This window comes from Pseudomonas sp. GM30 (assembly GCF_000282275.2).
GTDB lineage: Bacteria > Pseudomonadota > Gammaproteobacteria > Pseudomonadales > Pseudomonadaceae > Aquipseudomonas.
Genome location: NZ_AKJP02000004.1, coordinates 1 through 20,358 on the forward strand (window position 1 = coordinate 1; position 20,358 = coordinate 20,358).

Below are 20,358 nucleotides of genomic sequence, written 5' to 3' on the forward strand. Positions count from 1 at the left end.
AACGCTGCTGTCAACACCTCTTTTTCTCCGCTTTCGACCGAGAGGATCGAACCGTCAAAAGAGCCAAACATCACCGCTCTTTCAACTCCTTCCAGGCCTCGATGAACTGAAGCAAGCCGCTGTCGAAAACTGCGTAACCCATTGAATCTCAAGGAGTTTTCCGTTTCGACTGCGCCGGAAGTGGGGCGAATTATAGACCTCTAGAATTCGCCGTCAACCCTTATTTCAAACTTTATTCAGCTTTCAGCGTGATACGTGCAAATGCCTTCTTGCCCGCCTGGCAAACGTGAGTCGCGCCCAGTACATATATAAAGGAGCGATCAACCACCTCACCATCAACACGCACACCGCCAGAAGCCAACAGATCACGCGCCGCCGCCGAGTTCTTCACCAGGCCTGCTTTATTAAGGACAGCCGCAATCGGCATATCCTCAGCAGAAGCCAGCTCAATCTCTGGCAGATCATCAGGCAACTCACCATCCTTCATACGGTTACCCGCAGCGCGATGAGCATTGGCCGCAGCCTCCTCACCATGGAAGCGCGCAACAATCTCTTCCGCCAGCTTTATCTTGATGTCGCGCGGGTTAGCCCCCGCCTCTACATCTGCACGGAAGGCATTGATCTCATCCATCGAACGGAAGCTGAGCAGTTCAAAGTAACGCCACATCAACGCATCCGGGATCGAGACCAGCTTGCCGTACATCACACCTGGCGCCTCTTGGATGCCGACGTAGTTGCCCAACGACTTGGACATCTTCTTCACGCCATCCAGACCTTCGAGCAACGGCATGGTCAGAATGCACTGAGCCTCCTGACCATAACTGCGCTGCAGCTCACGCCCCATCAGCAAGTTGAACTTCTGATCGGTTCCACCCAACTCGACATCCGCGCGCAGAGCAACCGAGTCATAGCCCTGGACCAGCGGGTAGAGGAACTCATGAATAGCGATCGGCTGATTAGTGGAGTAACGCTTGTCGAAGTCATCACGCTCAAGCATGCGTGCGACGGTGTACTGCGAAGTGAGACGAATGAAGTCCGCCGGCCCCATCTGATCCATCCAGGTGGAGTTGAACGCAACTTCGGTTTTAGCCGGATCAAGAATCTTGAACACTTGAGTCTTGTACGTCTCGGCGTTTTCCAGAACCTGCTCGCGAGTCAAGGGAGGACGAGTGGCACTCTTGCCGCTTGGATCACCGATCATCCCGGTGAAGTCACCAATAAGGAAGATCACCTGATGCCCCAATTCCTGGAACTGGCGCAGCTTATTAATAAGCACGGTATGACCCAAGTGCAGATCCGGGGCGGTTGGATCGAAACCAGCCTTGATACGCAGCGGCTGGCCGCGCTTGAGCTTCTCGATCAGCTCGGACTCGACCAATAGTTCTTCCGCACCACGTTTAATCAGCGCTAGCTGCTCTTCAACCGACTTCATAACAGACCCGCAAGGCTCAGATTCAAAGGGAACCAACCATACAAGATCGTGCACCAATTACAAGTTTTGCCCGGCGCACGGACACCAATCTGCAGACAGGGTGTCTGTAGACTTGCTTCGGGGATGATTTGGTTATATTTTATACAGTTATTTCATCTTCATCATGTCATTCATCTTTTCCAATTCATCTTTTTTCAAAGTCAAAATTACTTATGACCACTGAACCGTCTAAAGCGCCACCGCTTTACCCGAAGACCCACCTGCTCGCCGCAAGTGGAATCGCCGCGCTTCTCAGCCTGGCGCTCCTGGTATTTCCTTCCAGTGATGTTGAAGCCAAAAAGACAACCCTGAGCCTTGAACTGGAAAGTCCTGCTGAACAACTGACACAAGATCAAGACGCTGCTGATGCGGCTCAAGCCACAAATGAGCCAGTAACCTCGCCGTTCGCGCAGATCGAAAACAGCGCCGAAGACACTCCGAAAACCGCTGAAGCCGCACCGGCGCCCACTCCTGTTGCCGAGAAACCAAAAGCCCCGGGGCACCGCGAAGTTGTCGTATCCAAAGGCGATACGCTCTCTACACTGTTCGAGAAAGTCGGTCTGCCAGCCGCTGCTGTGCACGAAGTGCTGGCCAGCGACAAACAAGCCAAACAGTTCAGCCAGCTCAAGCACGGCCAGAAACTCGAGTTCGAACTGAACCCGGAAGGTCAACTGACCAGCCTGCACAGCAAAGTCAGCGACGTCGAAACCATTACCCTGACCAAGAACGACAAGGGCTACGCGTTCAACCGCGTTACCGCCAAGCCAACCGTTCGCACGGCTTACGTCCACGGCGTCATCAATAGTTCGCTATCACAGTCCGCCGCTCGCGCAGGCCTGTCCCACAGCCTGACCATGGATATGGCCAGCGTATTCGGCTACGACGTCGACTTCGCTCAGGACATCCGTCAGGGCGATGAATTCGACGTGATCTACGAGCAGAAAGTGGTCAACGGCAAGGCCGTGGGCACTGGCCCGATTCTGTCTGCGCGCTTCACCAACCGCGGCAAGACTTACACCGCCGTGCGTTACACCAATAAACAAGGCAACAGCAGCTATTACACCGCTGATGGCAACAGTATGCGCAAGGCGTTCATCCGTACCCCGGTGGACTTCGCCCGCATCAGTTCCAAATTCTCCATGGGCCGCAAACATCCGATCCTCAACAAGATCCGCGCCCACAAAGGTGTCGATTACGCAGCCCCACGCGGTACACCCATCAAGGCTGCCGGCGACGGTAAAGTGCTGCTGGCCGGGCGCCGCGGCGGCTACGGCAACACGGTGATCATCCAGCACGGCAACACCTACCGCACGCTGTATGGCCACATGCAAGGCTTTGCCAAAGGCGTTAAAACCGGCGGCAGCGTCAAGCAGGGCCAAGTGATCGGCTACATTGGTACTACCGGCCTGTCCACTGGACCGCACTTGCACTATGAGTTCCAGGTCAATGGCGTTCACGTCGACCCACTGGGCCAGAAGCTGCCGATGGCGGATCCGATCGCCAAGTCCGAGCGTGCACGCTTCCTTGCGCAAAGCCAGCCATTGATGGCACGCATGGATCAGGAAAAGGCCACCATGCTGGCTTCGAGCAAGCGCTAAGCCATGGCTCTGTATATCGGCGTGATGTCCGGCACCAGTCTCGATGGGCTGGACATCGCCCTGATCGAGCAGACCTCGGCGATCAAACTGATCGCCACGCATTACATCCCCATGCCTGAATCCCTGCGCGCCGAGCTGCTTGGCTTGTGCGCCAGCGGCCCCGACGAGATCGCCCGCTCGGCGATCGCCCAGCAGCACTGGGTGCAACTCGCCGCACAGGGCATCCATATCCTCCTCGATCAGCAGCATCTAAAGCCTGAAGCCATTCGCGCGATCGGCAGCCATGGCCAGACCATTCGCCATGAGCCTGCTCGCGGCTTCACCGTGCAGATCGGCAACCCTGCACTGCTGACAGAGCTGACCGGCATTACCGTGGTCAGCGACTTCCGCAGCCGCGATGTAGCTGCCGGCGGCCAGGGTGCGCCGTTGGTGCCAGCCTTCCATGAGGCTTTGTTCGAAGAGCGTAGCGGTAACCGTGCAGTCTTGAATGTCGGCGGTTTCAGCAATCTCAGTCTGATAGAGCCGACCAAGCCTGTAGCCGGTTTCGACTGCGGCCCTGGGAATGTGCTGATGGATGCCTGGATTCATCAGCAACGCGGTGAGAACTATGATCGCAACGGCCAGTGGGCAGCCACCGGCACGGTCGAGCCAGCCTTGCTGAAAGCCTTGCTCAGCGACCCGTTCTTCGTGACCAAAGGCCCGAAGAGCACTGGCCGGGAAGTGTTCAACCTGCCATGGCTGGAACAACACCTCGCAAAATTGCCGACCTTTGCTAGTGAAAACGTTCAGGCAACACTGCTCGAACTGACGGCACTGACCATCGTCGAGTCGCTGCAAAGCGCTCAATCCGATACTCGGGAAATGTTGGTCTGCGGCGGCGGCGCTCACAACGCTACGCTGATGAAACGTCTTGCCGACCTGCTGCCTAACGCCACCGTCGCCAGCACCGCCACTCACGGCGTCGATCCGGACTGGGTTGAGGCCATGGCCTTCGCCTGGCTGGCCCATTGCTGCCTCGAAGGCATTGCCGCCAACCGCCCGAGCGTCACCGGCGCCAAAGGCCTGCGGGTACTCGGCGCCATCTACCCCAACTGAACAAAAGACAGGCAACAAAAAACGCCGCAGAACCGTAAGGCTCTGCGGCGTTTTATTGTGTGCAGCGAGGTGCGATCAGATCGAGAACGAAGAGCCGCAACCACAGGTTGTGGTGGCGTTCGGGTTCTTGATCACGAAGCGCGACCCTTCCAGACCTTCCTGGTAGTCGACTTCGGCACCGGCCAGGTACTGGAAGCTCATCGGATCGACCACCAGGCTCACGCCTTCGCGCTCGACGATGGTGTCATCCTCGGCCACATCTTCATCGAAGGTGAAGCCGTACTGAAACCCTGAACAACCGCCGCCCGTAACGAATACGCGCAGCTTCAAGCGATCATTCCCCTCTTCATCGACCAGGCTCTTCACCTTGTGCGCAGCACCTTGAGTGAATTGCAAAGCCGTGGGGGTGAAGGATTCGACGCTCATGCTGACTATCTCCCGGCGTTACGCCGCCATAATGCGTGATGACGCGCATTATCCGCTTGTCCTAGAAAATCGGTCAACTATTGTTACGGTATATCAATAAACCCGACCAACTGCCCAGAATGCAAAAAGGCCCGTTTGACGGGCCTTTTTGCTGTGTTGCCGAAAGTGTTACGGCAGCATACCGGCGTGGGACAGACCGAAGCGCTCATCCAGGCCGAACAGAATGTTCATGTTCTGCACTGCCTGACCCGACGCGCCTTTGACCAGGTTGTCGATCACCGACAGCACCACCACCAGATCACCATCCTGCGGACGGTGGACCGCGATGCGGCAGACGTTGGCGCCACGCACGCTGCGGGTTTCCGGATGGCTGCCGGCCGGCATCACATCGACGAACGGCTCGTTGGCATAACGTTTTTCGAACAGTGCCTGCAGATCCACCGAACGATCGACCACGGTCGCATAGAGCGTGGAGTGAATGCCACGGATCATCGGGGTCAGGTGCGGCACGAAGGTCAGACCGACGTCCTTGCCGGCAGCGCGACGCAGGCCTTGGCGAATTTCCGGCAGATGACGGTGACCTTTCACCGCGTAAGCCTTCATGCTTTCCGACGTCTCGGAGTACAGCGAGCCTACAGAAGCACCGCGCCCAGCACCGCTGACGCCGGATTTGCAGTCGGCGATCAGACGCGAAGTGTCAGCCAGACCCGCTTCAAGCAGCGGCAGGAAACCCAGTTGCGTGGCGGTTGGATAGCAACCCGGCACAGCGATCAGACGAGCCTTCTTGATCTGCTCGCGATTGACTTCCGGCAGGCCGTAGACCGCTTCGTCCAGCAACGCCGGCGCACCGTGTGGCTGGCCGTACCACTTGGCCCATTCTTCAGCGTCCTGCAAACGGAAGTCCGCGGACAGGTCGATGACCTTGGTGCCCGCCGCCAGCAGTTCACCGGCCAACGCATGGGCAACGCCGTGCGGGGTGGCGAAGAACACCACATCGCAGGCGCCAAGCGTCTTGATGTCCGGCACGCTGAACGCCAGACCGTCGTAGTGACCGCGCAGGTTCGGGTACATGTCAGCCACGGCCAGACCGGCCTCGGATCGGGAAGTGATCACCACCACTTCTGCCTGCGGATGCTGTGCCAACAGACGCAGCAGTTCGACACCGGTGTAACCCGTGCCGCCGACGATACCGACCTTGACCATAAACCTGCCCTCAACGAACCCACTGGAAAGCCGTCGATAATAGGGGCCGCGCGCCCCTGCGACAACCGTCAAGGTGACGTGCGGACGCTCAAGCCTCTACTATCCCGACTACCGTGAACCTGGGAATAACCAAAAATGCTCTATCTATGGATCAAAGCCTTTCACATCGTCAGCGTCGTTTGCTGGTTTGCCGGGCTGTTCTACCTGCCGCGGCTGTTCGTTTATCACGCACAAAGTGAAGACACGCTCAGCAAGGAGCGCTTCAGCGTCATGGAGCGCAAGCTGTATCGCAGCATCATGGGCCCGGCGATGATCGCCACGCTGATTTTCGGCGGCTGGCTGATCTACCTCAACCCGGGCATCTTCAGCATGGGCGGCTGGATTCACGCCAAGCTGACCCTGGTAGTCCTGCTGATCGGCTACCACCACATGTGCGGCGCGCAGGTAAAACGCTTCGCCCGTGGCGAGAACACCCGCAGCCATGTCTTTTATCGCTGGTTCAATGAAGTGCCGGTTCTGATATTGCTGGCTATCGTAATTCTGGTCGTGGTCAAGCCGTTCTAATTTCATAACAGGCATCACACCTCGGGGGATTTCCAATGTCGCTGCCCGCTTTGCTCGAACAACGTCTGCGTCTGCCCGTGGTAGCGGCGCCGATGTTCCTGATTTCCAACCCGGAGCTGGTGCTCGCCTGCTGCCGTAACGGCGTGGTTGGCAGCTTCCCGGCGCTGAACCAGCGTGAAAGCAGCGGCTTCAAGGCCTGGCTGGAGGAGATTGAAGCGGGCCTGGCGACACTGGACAACCCGGCGCCGTATGCAGTGAACCTGATTGTGCACAACAGCAACCCGCGTCTGCAGGCTGATCTGAACATCTGCGTCGAACACAAGGTGCCAATTGTCATCACCAGCCTCGGCGCGGTGAAGGAGCTGGTTGATGCCGTGCACAGCTACGGCGGCCTGGTGTTCCACGACGTGACCACCCGCAGGCATGCCGAGAAAGCCGCCGAAGCCGGAGTCGACGGTTTGATCGCGGTTGCGGCGGGCGCCGGGGGCCATGCCGGCACCTGGAGCCCGTTTGCGCTGATTGCCGAAATCCGCGAGTTCTTCGATAAAACCCTGTTGCTTGCAGGATGTCTGAACCACGGCCATGAGATTTTGGCTGCACAACTGCTCGGCGCGGATCTGGCCTACTTCGGCACGCGATTTATCGGCACCACCGAAAGTCATGCGCCCGACGCCTACAAGGAGATGCTGCTGACGGCCAAGGCGGCGGACATCATCCATACTCCTGCAGTCTCTGGCGTACCGGCCAGCTTCATGCGTCAAAGCCTGGAGGCGGCGGGTTTCGACATGGCCGCGCTGCAAGGCAAGGGCGAGGTCAATTTCGGCGACAAGCTCAAACCGATCAACGACGAAGCCAAGGCGTGGAAGACCGTGTGGTCCGCCGGCCAGGGCGTAGGCCAGATTGGCGACCTGCCGAGTGTGGATCAGTTGATCGCCCGTCTCGACGCGGAATATCGTCAGGCGCTGGAACGCGCGGCGCAGTTGCCAAAACGCTGGCCACGCTGAGAAAAATCAGGCCAGTCATCGACGGACTGGCCTTACACTTGCTGACCTTCAATTCATTCGCGACAAGGATGCCTCGGCCATGAGCGAACCTCGTTACAAGATCGTTTTCGACGGTGCTCTACAGCCCGGTGTCGACCTCACCACCGCCAAGCTCAATCTGGCGGCCCTGTTCAAAAGCGATGTCACGGCCATCGAGCGCCTGTTCAACGGCAATACCGTGGCCCTCAAGCGCGACCTGAGCCACAGTGACGCCCAGACTTATCTGCAGGCACTGAGCAAGACCGGGATCGACGCGCGGATCGAAACTGAAACGGCGATCGAATTAAGCCTGTCGGACGTACATGAACAACGGGCGACCTTCAACGACCCCGTCTCACCTTACGCGCCCCCTCGGGCCAACGTTGGCGAGAACCTGCCAGCATTCGCTGCCCTCAAGCCCTTCAGCGTCGAAGGCCGGATCGGTCGCCTGCGCTTTCTGGCCTGGACCATGGTGCTGAGTCTGGTGACTTTGCCAATCGTGGCGATATTCGCATTTATCGGTCTGGGACTGGTCAGCGGTGACACCACCACCGGCCTGATCATCGGTGGGATATTCGCGTTCTTCCTGTTCCTCGGCTTCATCATTGTCAGCATTCTGTTCAGCGTGCAGCGCCTGCACGACATCGGCTGGTCCGGCTGGCTCTGGCTGCTGAACCTGGTACCGTTCGTGGGTAGCTTCTTCCCGCTGGTGATCATGGTCGTGCCGGGCAACACCGGCGCCAACCGTTACGGCCCGCCACCGCCACCCAACAGCACCGCGGTCAAAGTGCTGTGCTCGCTCTGGATCGTGTTCTTCGCCCTGGTGTTTGCCGGCGGCATGCTCGGCGGTATTTCAGCCATTCAGCAAGAATATGAAACCAACCTCGAGAGCAGCTATGAAAGCGGCTCGGTCACCACCGATGAAGTCGAGGTCGAGACTGAACCGGCGAATTCCGTGGACGATGCAGCCGAAGCGCCCCCGGCCCCTGTAGACTCTGCGAAAGAATGAACAACGCTCCCCGCCGTGACACCTGCGTCGCTGGCGCGGAGCTGTTGCGATGGAGAATTGCATGACCCGTTACGCTCTGATCACCGGCGCCTCCAGTGGCATCGGCCTGGCCATGGCCGAAGCTCTGGCCCGCCGCGGCCGCAGCCTGATTCTGGTGGCCCGACAGCGTGATCAGCTGGAAAGCATCGCGATCGAACTGACCCAGCGCTTTGGCGTGGAAGTCCTGTTTCGTGCCTGCGACCTTGGCGAACCTTTGCGCCTGTCCGGCTTTTTGCTGGAACTGGAAGAAGGCGACCGGCAGATTGATCTGCTGGTCAATTGCGCCGGCATCGGCACCTGCGGGCCGTTCCTGGCCCAGGACTGGATGACCGAGCAGGACCTGATCGAAGTCAACATCCTCGCCCTCACCCGCCTGTGCCACGCCATTGGCAACAGCATGGCGCTGCAGGGCGGCGGGCAGATTCTCAATGTCGCCTCGATGGCAGCGTTCAATCCCGGCCCGTGGATGAGCACCTACTACGCCAGCAAGGCCTATGTGCTGCACTTCTCTGAAGCGCTGCGGGTTGAGCTGAAACAGAGCGCGGTCAAGGTGTCGGTGCTCTGCCCCGGGCCGACCCGCACCGCGTTCTTCCGCACCGCACAGCTCGACAGCGACAAACTCAAGGACAGCAAACTGCTGATGAGTCCCGAGGAAGTCGCGCTATACACCGTGCGTGCGCTGGAGAAAAACCGCGCCATCATCATTCCGGGACGGCGCAATCGCTGGCTGGCCTTCCTGCCGCGCCTCGGCTCGCGCTGGCTCAATCGCACCGTCGTCGGCATGGTCAACAAGGCTTACTGCCCGCGCTGAACTGTCTACGGCAAAACACTGGGCGGGGTCATTCCCCATGAGTACACTCAGGCCAGCCCCCACAACGGAGAAAACAGCAGTGGATACTCTGTTCACCAAGATCATCAACCGGGAGATTCCGGCCAAGATCATCTACGAGGACGACCAGGTTCTGGCGTTCCACGACATCGCCCCTCAGGCTCCGGTGCACTTTCTGGTGATCCCGAAGAAACCGGTGCGCACCCTCAACGACCTGACCGAAGACGACAAGGCACTGGCCGGGCACATCCTGTTCACCGCCCAGCGCCTGGCGCTGGAACTGGGTTGCGAGGAAGGCTTCCGGGTGGTGATGAACTGCAATGAAAAAGGTGGGCAGACCGTCTATCACATTCATATGCACGTACTGGGTCAGCGTCAGATGAACTGGCCGCCGGGCTGATTCACCGCAAACCCGTACAGGAGCTGCCGAAGGCTGCGATCTTTTGATCTTCGAGTATCAAAACAAGATCAAAAGATCGCAGCCTTCGGCTGCTCCTGCATAAAGCAAAAAGCACATCCAGTGCGACTGATGACCCAGCGCAAACCTTCCCCGGCCGATTCGGTTAAACTGGCCGTCGAGATTTTTTCCGGAGGTCAGCATGACTACCCAACGTCACTACTCGCCGATTGACCGTCTTCTGCTGCAAGCCGATGCCGCGATGCGCACCCTGCTGCCCTTCAGCGGCCAGCCGTACCGTCCGTCACCCGCCATCGTCCAGCCGGAAGTGCAGATGAGCGACGAAGACACCCGCCATGTCGCCGGCCTGATGCGCATCAACCACACCGGTGAAGTCTGCGCCCAGGCGCTGTATCAGGGCCAGGCGCTGACCGCCAAGTTGCCGCAGGTGCGTGCCGCCATGGAGCATGCCGCCGAAGAAGAAATCGATCATCTGGTGTGGTGCGAGCAGCGCATCCACCAGCTGGGCAGTCACACCAGCGTGCTCAATCCGCTGTTCTATGGAATGTCGTTCGGCATCGGCGCCGTGGCCGGTCTGATCAGTGACAAGGTCAGCCTCGGTTTCGTCGCGGCCACCGAACATCAGGTGTGCAAGCACTTGAACGAGCACCTTGAGCAATTGCCGGCCGAGGACGAAAAGTCCCGGGCAATTCTGGAGCAGATGCGCATTGATGAAGAACATCATGCGGAGAGTGCACTGGATGCGGGTGGTTTCCGTTTTCCGGCGCCGGTGAAGTTCGGGATGAGTCTGTTGGCGAAGGTGATGACCAAGAGTACTTATCGGATCTGAGATCGGTATTGCTGCTGAAGGCCCCTTCGCGAGCAGGCTCGCTCCTACAGAGGTCATGCGGCAGGCATTAAAAAAGGCGACCGAAGTCGCCTTTTTTTGTGCCCGGGAATCTTACGTCGGCATGTTGCGTGCGTAGAAGATTTCCAGCATTTCGTGTTTCACCCGCTCGGTCACCTGAGCACGCTGCTCGGAGGACAGATTGCTGGTGGCGTCGCCGAACAGGTAGTTATCCAGTTCGAAGTTCTTCAGCAGCATTTTGGTGTGGAACAGGTTTTCCTGGTACACGTTCACGTCGGTCATCTGATACGCGTCGCGAGTGTCTTCGGAAAGGTAGTTCTGGATCGAGTTGATTTCGTGGTCGATGAAATGCTTGTTGCCTTCAACGTCACGGGTGAAGCCGCGCACACGGTAATCCACAGTCACGATGTCCGAATCGAACTGGTGAATGAGGAAGTTGAGCGCTTTCAGCGGTGAAATGACACCACAGGTCGACACGTCGATGTCCACACGGAACGTCGCAATACCGGCGTCCGGATGGATTTCCGGATAGGTATGCACCGTGATGTGGCTCTTGTCGAGGTGGGCAAGGATGATTTCGGGCAATGGACCCGGGGACTCTTCGATCTGGCTGTCAGTCGGGGTCACCGGCTCTTCCGAGATCAGAATCGTGACGCTGGCACCCTGAGGCTCATAGTTCTGACTCGCGATGTTCAGAATGTTGGCACCAATGATTTCGACAACTTCCGTGAGGATCTGCGTCAGGCGTTCGGCGTTGTACTCTTGATTGATGTACTCGACGTAAGCCTGCTGGTCTTGCGGGGTTTCCGCGTAGCAGATGTCATAGATGTTGAAGCTCAAGGTCTTTGTCAGGTTATTGAACCCGTGGAGCTTGAGTTTGCTTTTCACCGTTAAAAACTCTCTATGTATGCGGCGCAGCCGCGTGATCAAGCATGCCCGTCAAGTGCGAACAACGCACCTGCGTAGGACGGTTAACACCTCTTCGCGATGGCGATTTTGGTTATCTGTTCAGGCGGATGACCCGTCGGCTGACCGATCACTGCCCTGAAAAAAGTGGCGCATTATGCAGACGTCAGCGAGGGATCGCCAGAGTCTGCACTGCTTTTATGATAGTTGAATGTCGGTTCAACCGAGTTCGACGATTTCGTAATCGTGAGTGATCGCCACGCCGGCCGCACCGAGCATGATCGAGGCCGAGCAATACTTCTCGGCAGACAGCTCGATGGCACGCTTGACCTGGGCTTCTTTCAGGCTCCGGCCCTTGACCACGAAGTGCATGTGGATCTTGGTAAACACCTTCGGATCTTCGGTCGCGCGCTCGGCTTCGAGGAACGCTTCGCAGCTTTCAACCGCCTGGCGCGACTTCTTCAGGATGCTGACCACGTCGAAGTTGCTGCAACCGCCTACGCCCAGCAGGAGCATTTCCATCGGGCGAACACCCAGATTACGACCACCAGCGTCCGGCGGACCGTCCATGACCACAACATGACCGCTGCCGGACTCGCCGAGGAACATGGCTTCGCCAGCCCATTGGATGCGTGCCTTCATCGCCAAGACTCCACTGTAGAAAAAAGGGTCGCCAGCTTAGCACAGGCCTTTGCTTTGACAGCGCCCGCCGCTCCTAGGACGGATGCCTCTGCTGCGTAGGTAATTTCTCGAATTTTCGACGAAGTGTCTGGTAAGCTGGCGCCAATTCGCTGGCGCCAATTGTCAGCTGTAGCGACCGCCTTCAGCGCCTCATAAAAAAATCAAACATCACCGTGCAGTCTTTTCGGGATACAACCATGGTTGCTATTACCCCCACACCCAAAATCAAGAACCTCGACAAGCTGTTGATGCATTGCCAGCGCCGTCGCCATGCGGCCAAGAGCAACATCATCTGCGCCGGCGATCGCTCGGACACGCTGTACTTCATCATCAAGGGCTCGGTCACGATCCTGATCGAAGATGACGACGGCCGCGAAATGATCATCGCCTACCTCAACGCCGGGGACTTCTTCGGCGAGCTGGGTTTGTTCGAGCAGGCGGGCCAGGAACAGCAACGCAGTGCCTGGGTGCGGGCGAAAGTCGAATGTGAAATTGCCGAAATCAGCTACGTGAAGTTCCGCGAATTGTCGCAGCAGGATCCCGACATTCTTTACGTCCTCAGCGGACAAATCGCCCAACGTCTGCGCAATACCACGCGCAAGGTCGGCGATCTGGCGTTCTTCGACGTCACCGGACGTGTGGCCCGTTGCCTGCTGGAGTTGTGCAAACAGCCTGACGCAATGACTCACCCGGACGGCATGCAGATCAAGGTGACCCGTCAGGAAATCGGGCGGATTGTCGGTTGTTCACGGGAGATGGTCGGTCGCGTGCTCAAGGATCTTGAGGAACGCAACCTGGTCGATGTGAAAGGCAAGACCATGGTGGTCTTCGGCACGCGCTAAGCGCCCAACTCAGGCGCTATAGACCTGCGCCAGCATCAGCCGAAACAGTTCATCGAGACGCGCCAAAGCATTTGGCGCAACGAACTTCTCATGCAGGGCGATGTGGCTTTCGGCCCGTACCCGCTGCTCTAGACCGCAAGCCTCGTTGAAGCGATTGACCGCCGCGACCATCGACTCGCGCTCGTTATCCATCAGCATCGCCCCGTGCACCAGCCCCACCGGACGCTGACCACCCTGGCTCTGACGCCAGCGCTGAGCGGTGCCGACCATCTTGCGACCGTCGAGATTGACGTTGAAGCGGCCGTCGCAGAACGCACCGTCGATTTCGCCCAGCGACGACACACCACCCAACTCATCGAGCAATTCACAGATCGGATCACACAGGCGCCGGTAACCGGTTTCAATGCGATTCAGATCACCCTCGCTGCGGGGCGGCGCGTAGACCAGCGCGATGTTGATGGTTGAAGCGGATTGCGGGACCGGTTCGCCGCCGGTTTCCCGTAACAAGACTGGCCAACCGGCAACGGCGGAGACTTCACAGGCGTGATCAAAACCGGGTAGTCGATTGAGGCGGCGTGGCATGACCAGCGCGCGATCGCTGGGTTGCCAGAACAGCAGGCCGAATTCGGCGTTGCCGGCGCAGACCGAGGCCAACAAGTCTTGTTCGGCTTGCAGGCCGGCTTCGATGGTGAGGGAGGCAGGGATCATAAGGTTTCCGTAGGACGTTCAGTCTGAGGTGAATCTTATGTCGTCATCGCGAGCAGGCTCACTCCTACAGGGGGAACGCATTCCAAGTGTAGGAGTGAGCCTGCTCGCGATGGCGTCTAACAGGTCTGACTGAGTCAGTCCAGGGTCGAACCACTGACCGGCACACCACGCTCCGGGAAGAACAGGCGCTGCAGTTCGGTGCCCGGGCTTTCGGCGCGCATGAACGCCTCACCCACCAGAAACGCATACACATCGCTGATTTCCATCAGCTCGACATCGGCACGGTTGAGAATACCGCTCTCGGTGATCACCAGACGGTCGCGCGGAATGCGCGGCAGCAGGTCGAGGGTGGTTTCCAGGCTGACGTCGAAGGTGTGCAGGTTGCGGTTGTTGATCCCGACCAGCGGCGTGTCGAGGGTTTTCAGTGCGCGTTCCAGCTCATCGCCGTCGTGCACTTCAACCAGCACGTCCAGACCGACGCCTTTGGCGACCGAGGCCAGCTCAGCCATTTTCACGTCGTCCAGCGCGGAGACGATCAACAGCACGCAGTCGGCACCCAGCGCACGGGCTTCGACGATCTGGTACGGATCGATCATGAAGTCCTTGCGGATCACCGGCAGTTTGCACGCGGCGCGGGCCTGTTGCAGGTAGGCATCGGCGCCCTGGAAGTAGTCGATGTCGGTCAGTACGGAAAGACAGGTCGCCCCGCCCTTCTCATAGCTCTTGGCGATGTCGGCAGGCACGAAATTCTCGCGGATCACGCCCTTGCTCGGCGAAGCCTTCTTGATTTCAGCGATGACCGCCGGCTGCTTCTTCTTCGCTTGCGCCAGCAATGCCTGGGCAAAACCACGGGGTGCATCGGCCGCCTTGGCCAGACTTTCCAGCTCGCTCAGGCTGACGCGAGCACTGCGCTCGGCGACTTCCTGGACTTTGCGCGCCAGAATGTTTTCCAGAACCGTCGGTACACTCATCCCTCATTCTCCACTTTGAATACCGCGGTAAAGGCACCCAGCTCCTCGAGTTTTTCCCGAGCAAGGCCGGTATGCAGAGCGTCATGCGCAAGCGCCACGCCTTCTTTCAAACTCGTGGCCAGGTCGGCGGCGTACAGCGCTGCACCGGCATTGAGCACAATCATTTCGGCGGCTTTCTGGCCGTTCTCGGTCTTGCGCTTGCCCAGTGCGTCACGAATCAGCGCCAGGGATGCTTCCGGTCCATCCACCGACAGGCCGTGCAGGCTCTGGCTCTTCATGCCCAGATCTTCCGGCTCGACCCAATACTCAGTGATCTCGTTGTTCCTCAGTTCAGCGACGAAGGTCGGCGCGGCAAGACTGAACTCGTCCAGACCATCCTTCGAATGCACCACCAGCACATGTTTGCTGCCCAGTCGTTGCAAGACTTCGGCCAATGGCCGGCACAGCGCGGGCGTGAACACACCCACCACCTGATGTTTCACACCGGCCGGATTCGTAAGCGGGCCGAGCATGTTGAACAGCGTACGCAAGCCGAGATCGCGGCGCGGGCCGGCGGCGTACTTCATGGCTTTGTGGTGAGTCTGGGCAAACATGAAACCGATGCCGACGTTGTCGATGCAACGAGCGACCTGCACCGGCGTCAGGTTCAGGTAGATGCCGGCGGCTTCGAGCAAGTCGGCGCTGCCGCTCTTGCCCGACACCGCACGGTTGCCGTGCTTGGCCACGGTGCAACCGGCTGCCGCGACGACGAACGCGGATGCGGTCGACACGTTGAAGATATTCGCACCGTCACCGCCGGTGCCCACTACATCGACCACGCCGTCGAGGGTCTTGAGTTCGACCTGATCGGCCAGCTCACGCATCACCGAAACCGCGCCGACGATTTCGTCGATGCTCTCGCTCTTCATGCGCATCGCCATCATGAATGCGCCGATCTGCGCTTCGGTGCATTGACCGGTCATGATTTCGCGCATCACATCGCGCATTTCTTCGGTGCTGAGGTCCAGGTGTTCGACGATACGGCTCAGGGCTGTCTTGATATTCATGGGAGTCCTTAGCGCGTGCCGCCGGTTTGTTTGAGGAAGTTGGCAAACAGTTCATGGCCCTGTTCGGTCAGGATCGACTCGGGGTGGAACTGTACGCCCTCGATGTTGAGGGTCTTGTGCCGCAGGCCCATGATTTCATCGACGCTGCCGTCATCGTGCTGCGTCCACGCGGTCAGCTCCAGGCAATCGGGCAAAGTATCGTGCTTGACGATCAGCGAGTGGTAGCGGGTGACCGTCAGCGGATGATTCAGACCGGCAAAAACGCCCTTGTCCTCATGGAATACCGGGCTAGTCTTACCGTGCATCACTTGGCGGGCACGCACCACATCGCCGCCGAAGGCCTGACCGATGGACTGGTGGCCGAGGCAGACGCCGAGGATCGGCAGTTTGCCGGCGAAATGCTTGATGGCTTCGATGGAAATGCCGGCTTCGGTCGGTGTGCACGGGCCTGGGGAGACCACGATGCGCTCGGGGTTGAGCGCTTCGATTTCGGCGACGGTCAGTTCATCGTTGCGCACCACCTTGACCTCGGCACCCAGCTCGCCCAGGTACTGCACAACGTTGTAAGTAAAGGAGTCGTAGTTGTCGATCATCAGCAACATGGCGTTTCGAACCTCTTGAATTCTGACTTGAAGACAGCCTTCGAATGACTTGCCCGCAGGGCGCTGCACGATGTCGGACGCGCAGGTGGCGTCGGCACAGCGGCATTTCAAACGGGTAAGGAAGGCAAAGCGATACAGATCCGGCCGGGCCGGCAGAAAAGATTCAGGCGCGCCAACGCCAACGGGCGTGTGCCTTGATGACTTGATCCAGAAGTTTGCTGACGATCAACACGGGGAAGGTCTCGTTCATACGTTCCGGCACAGTAACTTAGCTGGGCGGAGCGTGCAATATGGCGGGGCTGACGGGGGACAAAACTAAGGGAGGCTTCGCGACCGATGGCAAAACGCCGGGAGTTTTTGGTACTGTCGTTTCGTTCACCTACAACAATAAATAAACGGACTTGCTCATGATCAAACAGACGTTGTTTGTACCGCTTGCCGGTTGCCTGCTCGCCATGGCCTGCGCCCAGGCCTACGCAGCACCCGCTCCCTATTCGAATTTCATCGTGTTCGGCGACAGCCTGAACGACGCCGGAACCTTCAGGGATACCGGCGGCCCGGCCGGCGCCACGCAGCGCTACACCAACCGCACTGGCCCGCTGTACAAGGACGGCACCGGGGAAAACCGCGACCTCAACGCCACCCAGATCATCGGCGGCAAACTGGGTTTCAGCCCTGATCAGACCGCCTCCTCATCCTCGGCCGTGCGTGCCGGCGAAGGCCTGGCCGATGGCAACAACTGGGCGGTGGGCGGTTACCGGACTGACCAGATTCTCGACTCGATCACCACGCAGTCCGCCACCGGCGAACGCACCCGCAGCGGTTATCTGCCGTCGAACGGCTTCCGTGCCGATCCGAACGCGCTGTATTACCTGTCCGGGGGCGGCAACGATTTCCTTCAGGGCCGCGTACTCAGTCTCGATCAGGCCAGCGCCGCGGCCGATCGCCTGGCCGACAGCGCCCGCACGCTGCAAGGCGCCGGCGCCAAATACATCATGGTCTGGCTGTTACCGGACATCGGCCTGACGCCGGCCATCAACGGCTCGCCGCTGCAGGGTTTCACCTCGCAGCTCAGCGCCCAGTTCAACACCGAACTGGTCAGCCAGCTGCAGGGCATCAACGCCGAAATCATTCCACTGAACATTCCGGTGCTGCTCAAAGAGGCTTTCGCCAACCCGGCGCAATTCGGCCTCGCGACCGACCAGAACCTGACGGCCACCTGCTTCAGCGGTAACAGTTGCACCGAGAACGCCCGGTACGGCATCAACAGCGCCACACCGGATCCGACCAAGCTGATCTACAACGATTCGGTTCACCCCACCGAAGCTGGCCAGCGTCTGATTGCCGACTACGCCTACTCGCTGCTGGCGGCCCCGTGGGAGCTGACCCTGCTCCCGGAAATGGCCCAGGGCTCATTGCGCGCGCATCAGGATGAACTGCGCAATCAATGGCTGGCCGACTGGGAAAACTGGCAGGCCGTGGGCCAATGGCGCGCCATCGTTGCCGGCGGCGGTCAACATCAGGACTTCGACGGCCAGCACAGCGCCGCCAGTGCCGATGGCAACGGCTACAACCTGAACATCGGCGGCAGCTATCGCGTCAACGAAGCCTGGCGTGTGGGTCTGGCCGCCGGTCTCTATCACCAGAAACTCGAAGCCGGCGACGCCGATTCGGAATACAAACTCAATTCCTACATGGGCACCGCGTTCGCCCAGTACCAGCAAAACCGCTGGTGGGGCGATCTGGCGATGACCGCGGGCAAACTCGACTACGACAGCCTCAAGCGTAAATTCCAGCTCGGGGTCAACGAGCGCGGAGAGAAAGGCGATACCGACGGTTACGTGCTGGCGATCAGCGGCCGCCTCGGCTACGACATCGCGCAGCAGGCCAGCAGCCCGTGGCACCTGTCGCCGTTCGTCAGCGCCGATTTTGGCAAGACCGAAGTGGATGGTTATTCGGAAAAGGGCGCGGACTCCACGGCGCTGACTTTTGACGACCAGTCGCGCAACTCGCGGCGTCTGGGCGTGGGTATCCAGGGCAAGTACCAGATCACCGCGCAGACTGAAGTGTTCGGTGAGTTCGCTCACGAACGTGAGTACAACGACGACCGCCAGGATCTGACCATCAACCTCAACAGCTTGCCGGGCAACCGTTTCACGCTCGAAGGCTACGAGCCGCAGACCAACCTCAATCGCCTGAACCTGGGCGTGAGCCATAAGCTCACGCAGGATTTGGCGTTGCGCGCCAGCTACAACGTGCGCAAGGATGATGACTTTACCCAGCAGGGGGTGAACGTCGGGGTCAGTCTCGATTTCTGAGGCGGAAAAGCAAAAGATCGCAGGCTGCGCCAGCTCCTACAGGGTTAGCGCAGGCATAAAAAACGCGGCGCCCTCACGGGCGCCGCGTTTTTTATGGCTGAACACAATCCAATGTAGGAGTGAGCCTGCTCGCGATGGCGGTGGAACAGACAACATTAAAGGTGAATGTCAGACCGAAATCGCGAGCAGGCTCACTCCTACAAGGGTTTTGCGTGGATCAGGCGTCCGGGGTCTGCTCGGCCAGGGCCACGGCGCGGAACATCGCGCGGCGCTTGTTCAGGGTTTCTTCCCATTCCAGCGCCGGCACCGAGTCGGCGACGATGCCGCCACCGGCCTGCACGTGCAGTTCACCGTTCTTGATCACCGCGGTACGAATCGCAATCGCGGTGTCCATGTTGCCGTTCCAGGCAAAGTAACCGACCGCACCGCCATACACGCCACGCTTGACTGGCTCCAGTTCGTCGATGATTTCCATCGCACGGATCTTCGGTGCGCCGGACAAGGTGCCCGCCGGCAGAATCGCCCGCAGCGCGTCCATCGCGGTCAGCCCGGCCTTCAACTGGCCGGTGACGTTGGAGACGATGTGCATCACGTTGGAATAACGCTCGATGACCATTTTTTCGGTGAGCTTCACCGAACCGATTTCCGAGACCCGCCCGGTGTCGTTACGACCGAGGTCGATCAGCATCAAGTGTTCGGCAATCTCCTTGTCGTCGGACAGCAGGTCTTCTTCCAGCGCCAGATCCGCTTCCTCGGTGGCGCCACGCGGCCGCGTACCGGCAATCGGGCGCACGGTGATCAGGTTGTCTTCAACCCGCACCAGCACTTCCGGCGAACTGCCGACGACGTGGAAGTCGCCGAAGTTGAAGAAGTACATGTACGGCGTCGGGTTGAAGCAACGCAGGGCGCGGTACAGATCGATTGGCGCGGCCTTGAAGTCGATCGACATGCGCTGCGACGGCACCACCTGCATGCAGTCACCGGCGAGGATGTATTCCTTGATGGTGTCGACGGCTTTTTCGTAGTCGCTCTGGGTGAAACTGGAGCGGAACAGCGGATCAGCCGCTTGTTGCTTGCTGAAATCCAGGCCACGGCGCGGGGTGATCGGCTGGCGCAGTTTTTCCAGCAGCTCCTGCAATTGCGCCTGGCCCTGCTCGTAGGCGTCGGCTTGCGCCGGGTCGGCCAGCACGATCGCGTGCATCTTGCCGGCGAGGTTGTCGAACACCACCACCGCATCGGACACCATCAGCAGAATGTCCGGTACGCCCAGTGGATCCGGGTTCGGGCATTTGCCCAGACGCTTCTCGACATAACGCACGCAGTCGTAACCGAAGTAACCGACCAGCCCCCCATTGAAACGCGGCAGACCGGCGATGGTCGGCACGTTGTAGCGGGCCTTGAAGGTTTCGACGAAGGCCAGCGGGTCTTCGACGTCATGGCTTTCGGTCTCGATGCCATCGACGGTGATGCTCACATGATGGTCGTGCACCCGCAGCACGGTGCGGCACGGCAGGCCGATGATCGAGTAACGGCCCCACTTCTCGCCGCCCTGCACCGATTCGAGCAGGTAGGAGTTGGGCTGGTCGGCCAGTTTCAGGTAGATCGACAGTGGCGTATCGAAGTCGGCCAGGGTTTCGCAGGCCAACGGAATGCGGTTGTAGCCATCAGCGGCCAGGCGCAGGAATTCTTCGCGGATCATGGGGTGCCTCGTGGTGTGAGGGGCAAATCAGTCAGGTGTGCAAACGCGCCGGCAAGCCGGCCAG

General features: G+C 59.3%; 20 protein-coding genes. 10 read left to right on the forward strand and 10 right to left on the reverse strand.

Features of this window, described 5'->3' with window-relative positions; genetic code table 11:
* Positions 1 to 232 precede the first annotated feature (232 nt).
* Positions 233 to 1,432 (reverse strand): tyrosine--tRNA ligase, encoded by a 1,200-nt coding sequence (tyrS, locus tag PMI25_RS03175; RefSeq protein WP_007966414.1) that lies wholly within the window; start codon positions 1,430 to 1,432, stop codon positions 233 to 235.
* A 212-nt stretch (positions 1,433 to 1,644) separates the two neighbouring features.
* Here tyrS and PMI25_RS03180 point away from each other — a divergent pair, with 212 nt between their 5' ends.
* Entirely contained in the window at positions 1,645 to 3,069 is a 1,425-nt protein-coding gene (locus PMI25_RS03180; RefSeq protein ID WP_007966416.1) for a peptidoglycan DD-metalloendopeptidase family protein, read from the forward strand.
* Positions 3,070 to 3,072: 3 nt separating this feature from the next.
* A complete protein-coding gene (locus PMI25_RS03185) occupies positions 3,073 to 4,164 on the forward strand; it encodes an anhydro-N-acetylmuramic acid kinase (protein WP_007966418.1) in 1,092 nt (363 codons plus the stop codon).
* A gap of 75 nt (positions 4,165 to 4,239) precedes the next feature.
* On the opposite strand, the gene erpA is transcribed toward PMI25_RS03185, so the two are convergent.
* Positions 4,240 to 4,590 carry an iron-sulfur cluster insertion protein ErpA gene (erpA, locus tag PMI25_RS03190; protein WP_003228776.1) on the reverse strand — a complete coding sequence of 117 codons (351 nt, stop codon included), beginning with the start codon at positions 4,588 to 4,590 and terminating at the stop codon, positions 4,240 to 4,242.
* Positions 4,591 to 4,758: 168 nt separating this feature from the next.
* Entirely contained in the window at positions 4,759 to 5,793 is a 1,035-nt protein-coding gene (gene argC, locus PMI25_RS03195; protein WP_007966420.1) for an N-acetyl-gamma-glutamyl-phosphate reductase, read from the reverse strand.
* A 135-nt stretch (positions 5,794 to 5,928) separates the two neighbouring features.
* Between argC and hemJ the strand changes: the two genes are divergently transcribed.
* From hemJ to coq7, 6 genes are all read left to right on the forward strand, one after another.
* A complete protein-coding gene (gene hemJ / locus PMI25_RS03200; RefSeq protein ID WP_007966422.1) occupies positions 5,929 to 6,357 on the forward strand; it encodes a protoporphyrinogen oxidase HemJ in 429 nt (142 codons plus the stop codon).
* Between the two features lie 35 nt (positions 6,358 to 6,392).
* A complete protein-coding gene (locus PMI25_RS03205; RefSeq protein WP_007966424.1) occupies positions 6,393 to 7,361 on the forward strand; it encodes an NAD(P)H-dependent flavin oxidoreductase in 969 nt (322 codons plus the stop codon).
* Between the two features lie 79 nt (positions 7,362 to 7,440).
* Positions 7,441 to 8,388, forward strand: a complete 948-nt coding sequence (locus tag PMI25_RS03210) for a DUF805 domain-containing protein (protein WP_007966426.1) — start codon at positions 7,441 to 7,443, stop codon at positions 8,386 to 8,388.
* Positions 8,389 to 8,449: 61 nt separating this feature from the next.
* Positions 8,450 to 9,238: an SDR family NAD(P)-dependent oxidoreductase gene (locus PMI25_RS03215; RefSeq protein ID WP_045121966.1), complete on the forward strand. Its 789-nt coding sequence runs from the start codon at positions 8,450 to 8,452 to the stop codon at positions 9,236 to 9,238.
* Positions 9,239 to 9,317: 79 nt separating this feature from the next.
* Positions 9,318 to 9,656 carry a histidine triad nucleotide-binding protein gene (locus PMI25_RS03220; RefSeq protein WP_003228789.1) on the forward strand — a complete coding sequence of 113 codons (339 nt, stop codon included), beginning with the start codon at positions 9,318 to 9,320 and terminating at the stop codon, positions 9,654 to 9,656.
* Positions 9,657 to 9,855: 199 nt separating this feature from the next.
* Positions 9,856 to 10,503 carry a 2-polyprenyl-3-methyl-6-methoxy-1,4-benzoquinone monooxygenase gene (gene coq7, locus PMI25_RS03225; RefSeq protein ID WP_007966428.1) on the forward strand — a complete coding sequence of 216 codons (648 nt, stop codon included), beginning with the start codon at positions 9,856 to 9,858 and terminating at the stop codon, positions 10,501 to 10,503.
* A gap of 111 nt (positions 10,504 to 10,614) precedes the next feature.
* Here the strand turns inward: coq7 and speD are convergent, their stop codons facing one another.
* Both speD and PMI25_RS03235 read right to left on the reverse strand, forming a co-directional pair.
* The gene (gene speD / locus PMI25_RS03230; RefSeq protein ID WP_003228791.1) at positions 10,615 to 11,409 is read right to left on the reverse strand and encodes an adenosylmethionine decarboxylase; all 795 of its coding nucleotides are present in this window, start codon (positions 11,407 to 11,409) and stop codon (positions 10,615 to 10,617) included.
* A 237-nt stretch (positions 11,410 to 11,646) separates the two neighbouring features.
* Positions 11,647 to 12,069: an OsmC family protein gene (locus PMI25_RS03235; protein WP_007966429.1), complete on the reverse strand. Its 423-nt coding sequence runs from the start codon at positions 12,067 to 12,069 to the stop codon at positions 11,647 to 11,649.
* A gap of 236 nt (positions 12,070 to 12,305) precedes the next feature.
* Between PMI25_RS03235 and crp the strand changes: the two genes are divergently transcribed.
* Positions 12,306 to 12,950: a cAMP-activated global transcriptional regulator CRP gene (gene crp, locus PMI25_RS03240; protein WP_007966430.1), complete on the forward strand. Its 645-nt coding sequence runs from the start codon at positions 12,306 to 12,308 to the stop codon at positions 12,948 to 12,950.
* Between the two features lie 9 nt (positions 12,951 to 12,959).
* Here the strand turns inward: crp and PMI25_RS03245 are convergent, their stop codons facing one another.
* From PMI25_RS03245 to PMI25_RS03260, 4 genes are all read right to left on the reverse strand, one after another.
* Complete coding sequence (locus PMI25_RS03245; RefSeq protein WP_007966431.1) at positions 12,960 to 13,658, reverse strand: lipoate--protein ligase family protein; 699 nt, start codon at positions 13,656 to 13,658, stop codon at positions 12,960 to 12,962.
* 134 nt (positions 13,659 to 13,792) lie between these two features.
* Positions 13,793 to 14,629, reverse strand: coding sequence for an indole-3-glycerol phosphate synthase TrpC (trpC, locus tag PMI25_RS03250; RefSeq protein WP_007966432.1), 837 nt, complete (start codon positions 14,627 to 14,629; stop codon positions 13,793 to 13,795).
* The gene (gene trpD / locus PMI25_RS03255) at positions 14,626 to 15,675 is read right to left on the reverse strand and encodes an anthranilate phosphoribosyltransferase (protein WP_007966433.1); all 1,050 of its coding nucleotides are present in this window, start codon (positions 15,673 to 15,675) and stop codon (positions 14,626 to 14,628) included. The genes trpC and trpD overlap by 4 nt, the downstream gene beginning before the upstream one ends.
* 8 nt (positions 15,676 to 15,683) lie before the next feature.
* On the reverse strand, positions 15,684 to 16,277 hold the full coding sequence (locus tag PMI25_RS03260) for an aminodeoxychorismate/anthranilate synthase component II (protein ID WP_007966434.1): 594 nt from the start codon (positions 16,275 to 16,277) through the stop codon (positions 15,684 to 15,686).
* A gap of 407 nt (positions 16,278 to 16,684) precedes the next feature.
* On the opposite strand from PMI25_RS03260, the gene estP reads away from it, so the two are divergent.
* On the forward strand, positions 16,685 to 18,595 hold the full coding sequence (gene estP, locus PMI25_RS03265; RefSeq protein WP_007966438.1) for an esterase EstP: 1,911 nt from the start codon (positions 16,685 to 16,687) through the stop codon (positions 18,593 to 18,595).
* 217 nt (positions 18,596 to 18,812) lie between these two features.
* Here the strand turns inward: estP and trpE are convergent, their stop codons facing one another.
* A complete protein-coding gene (trpE, locus tag PMI25_RS03270) occupies positions 18,813 to 20,294 on the reverse strand; it encodes an anthranilate synthase component I (RefSeq protein ID WP_007966440.1) in 1,482 nt (493 codons plus the stop codon).
* Between the last annotated feature and the right edge of the window lie 64 nt (positions 20,295 to 20,358).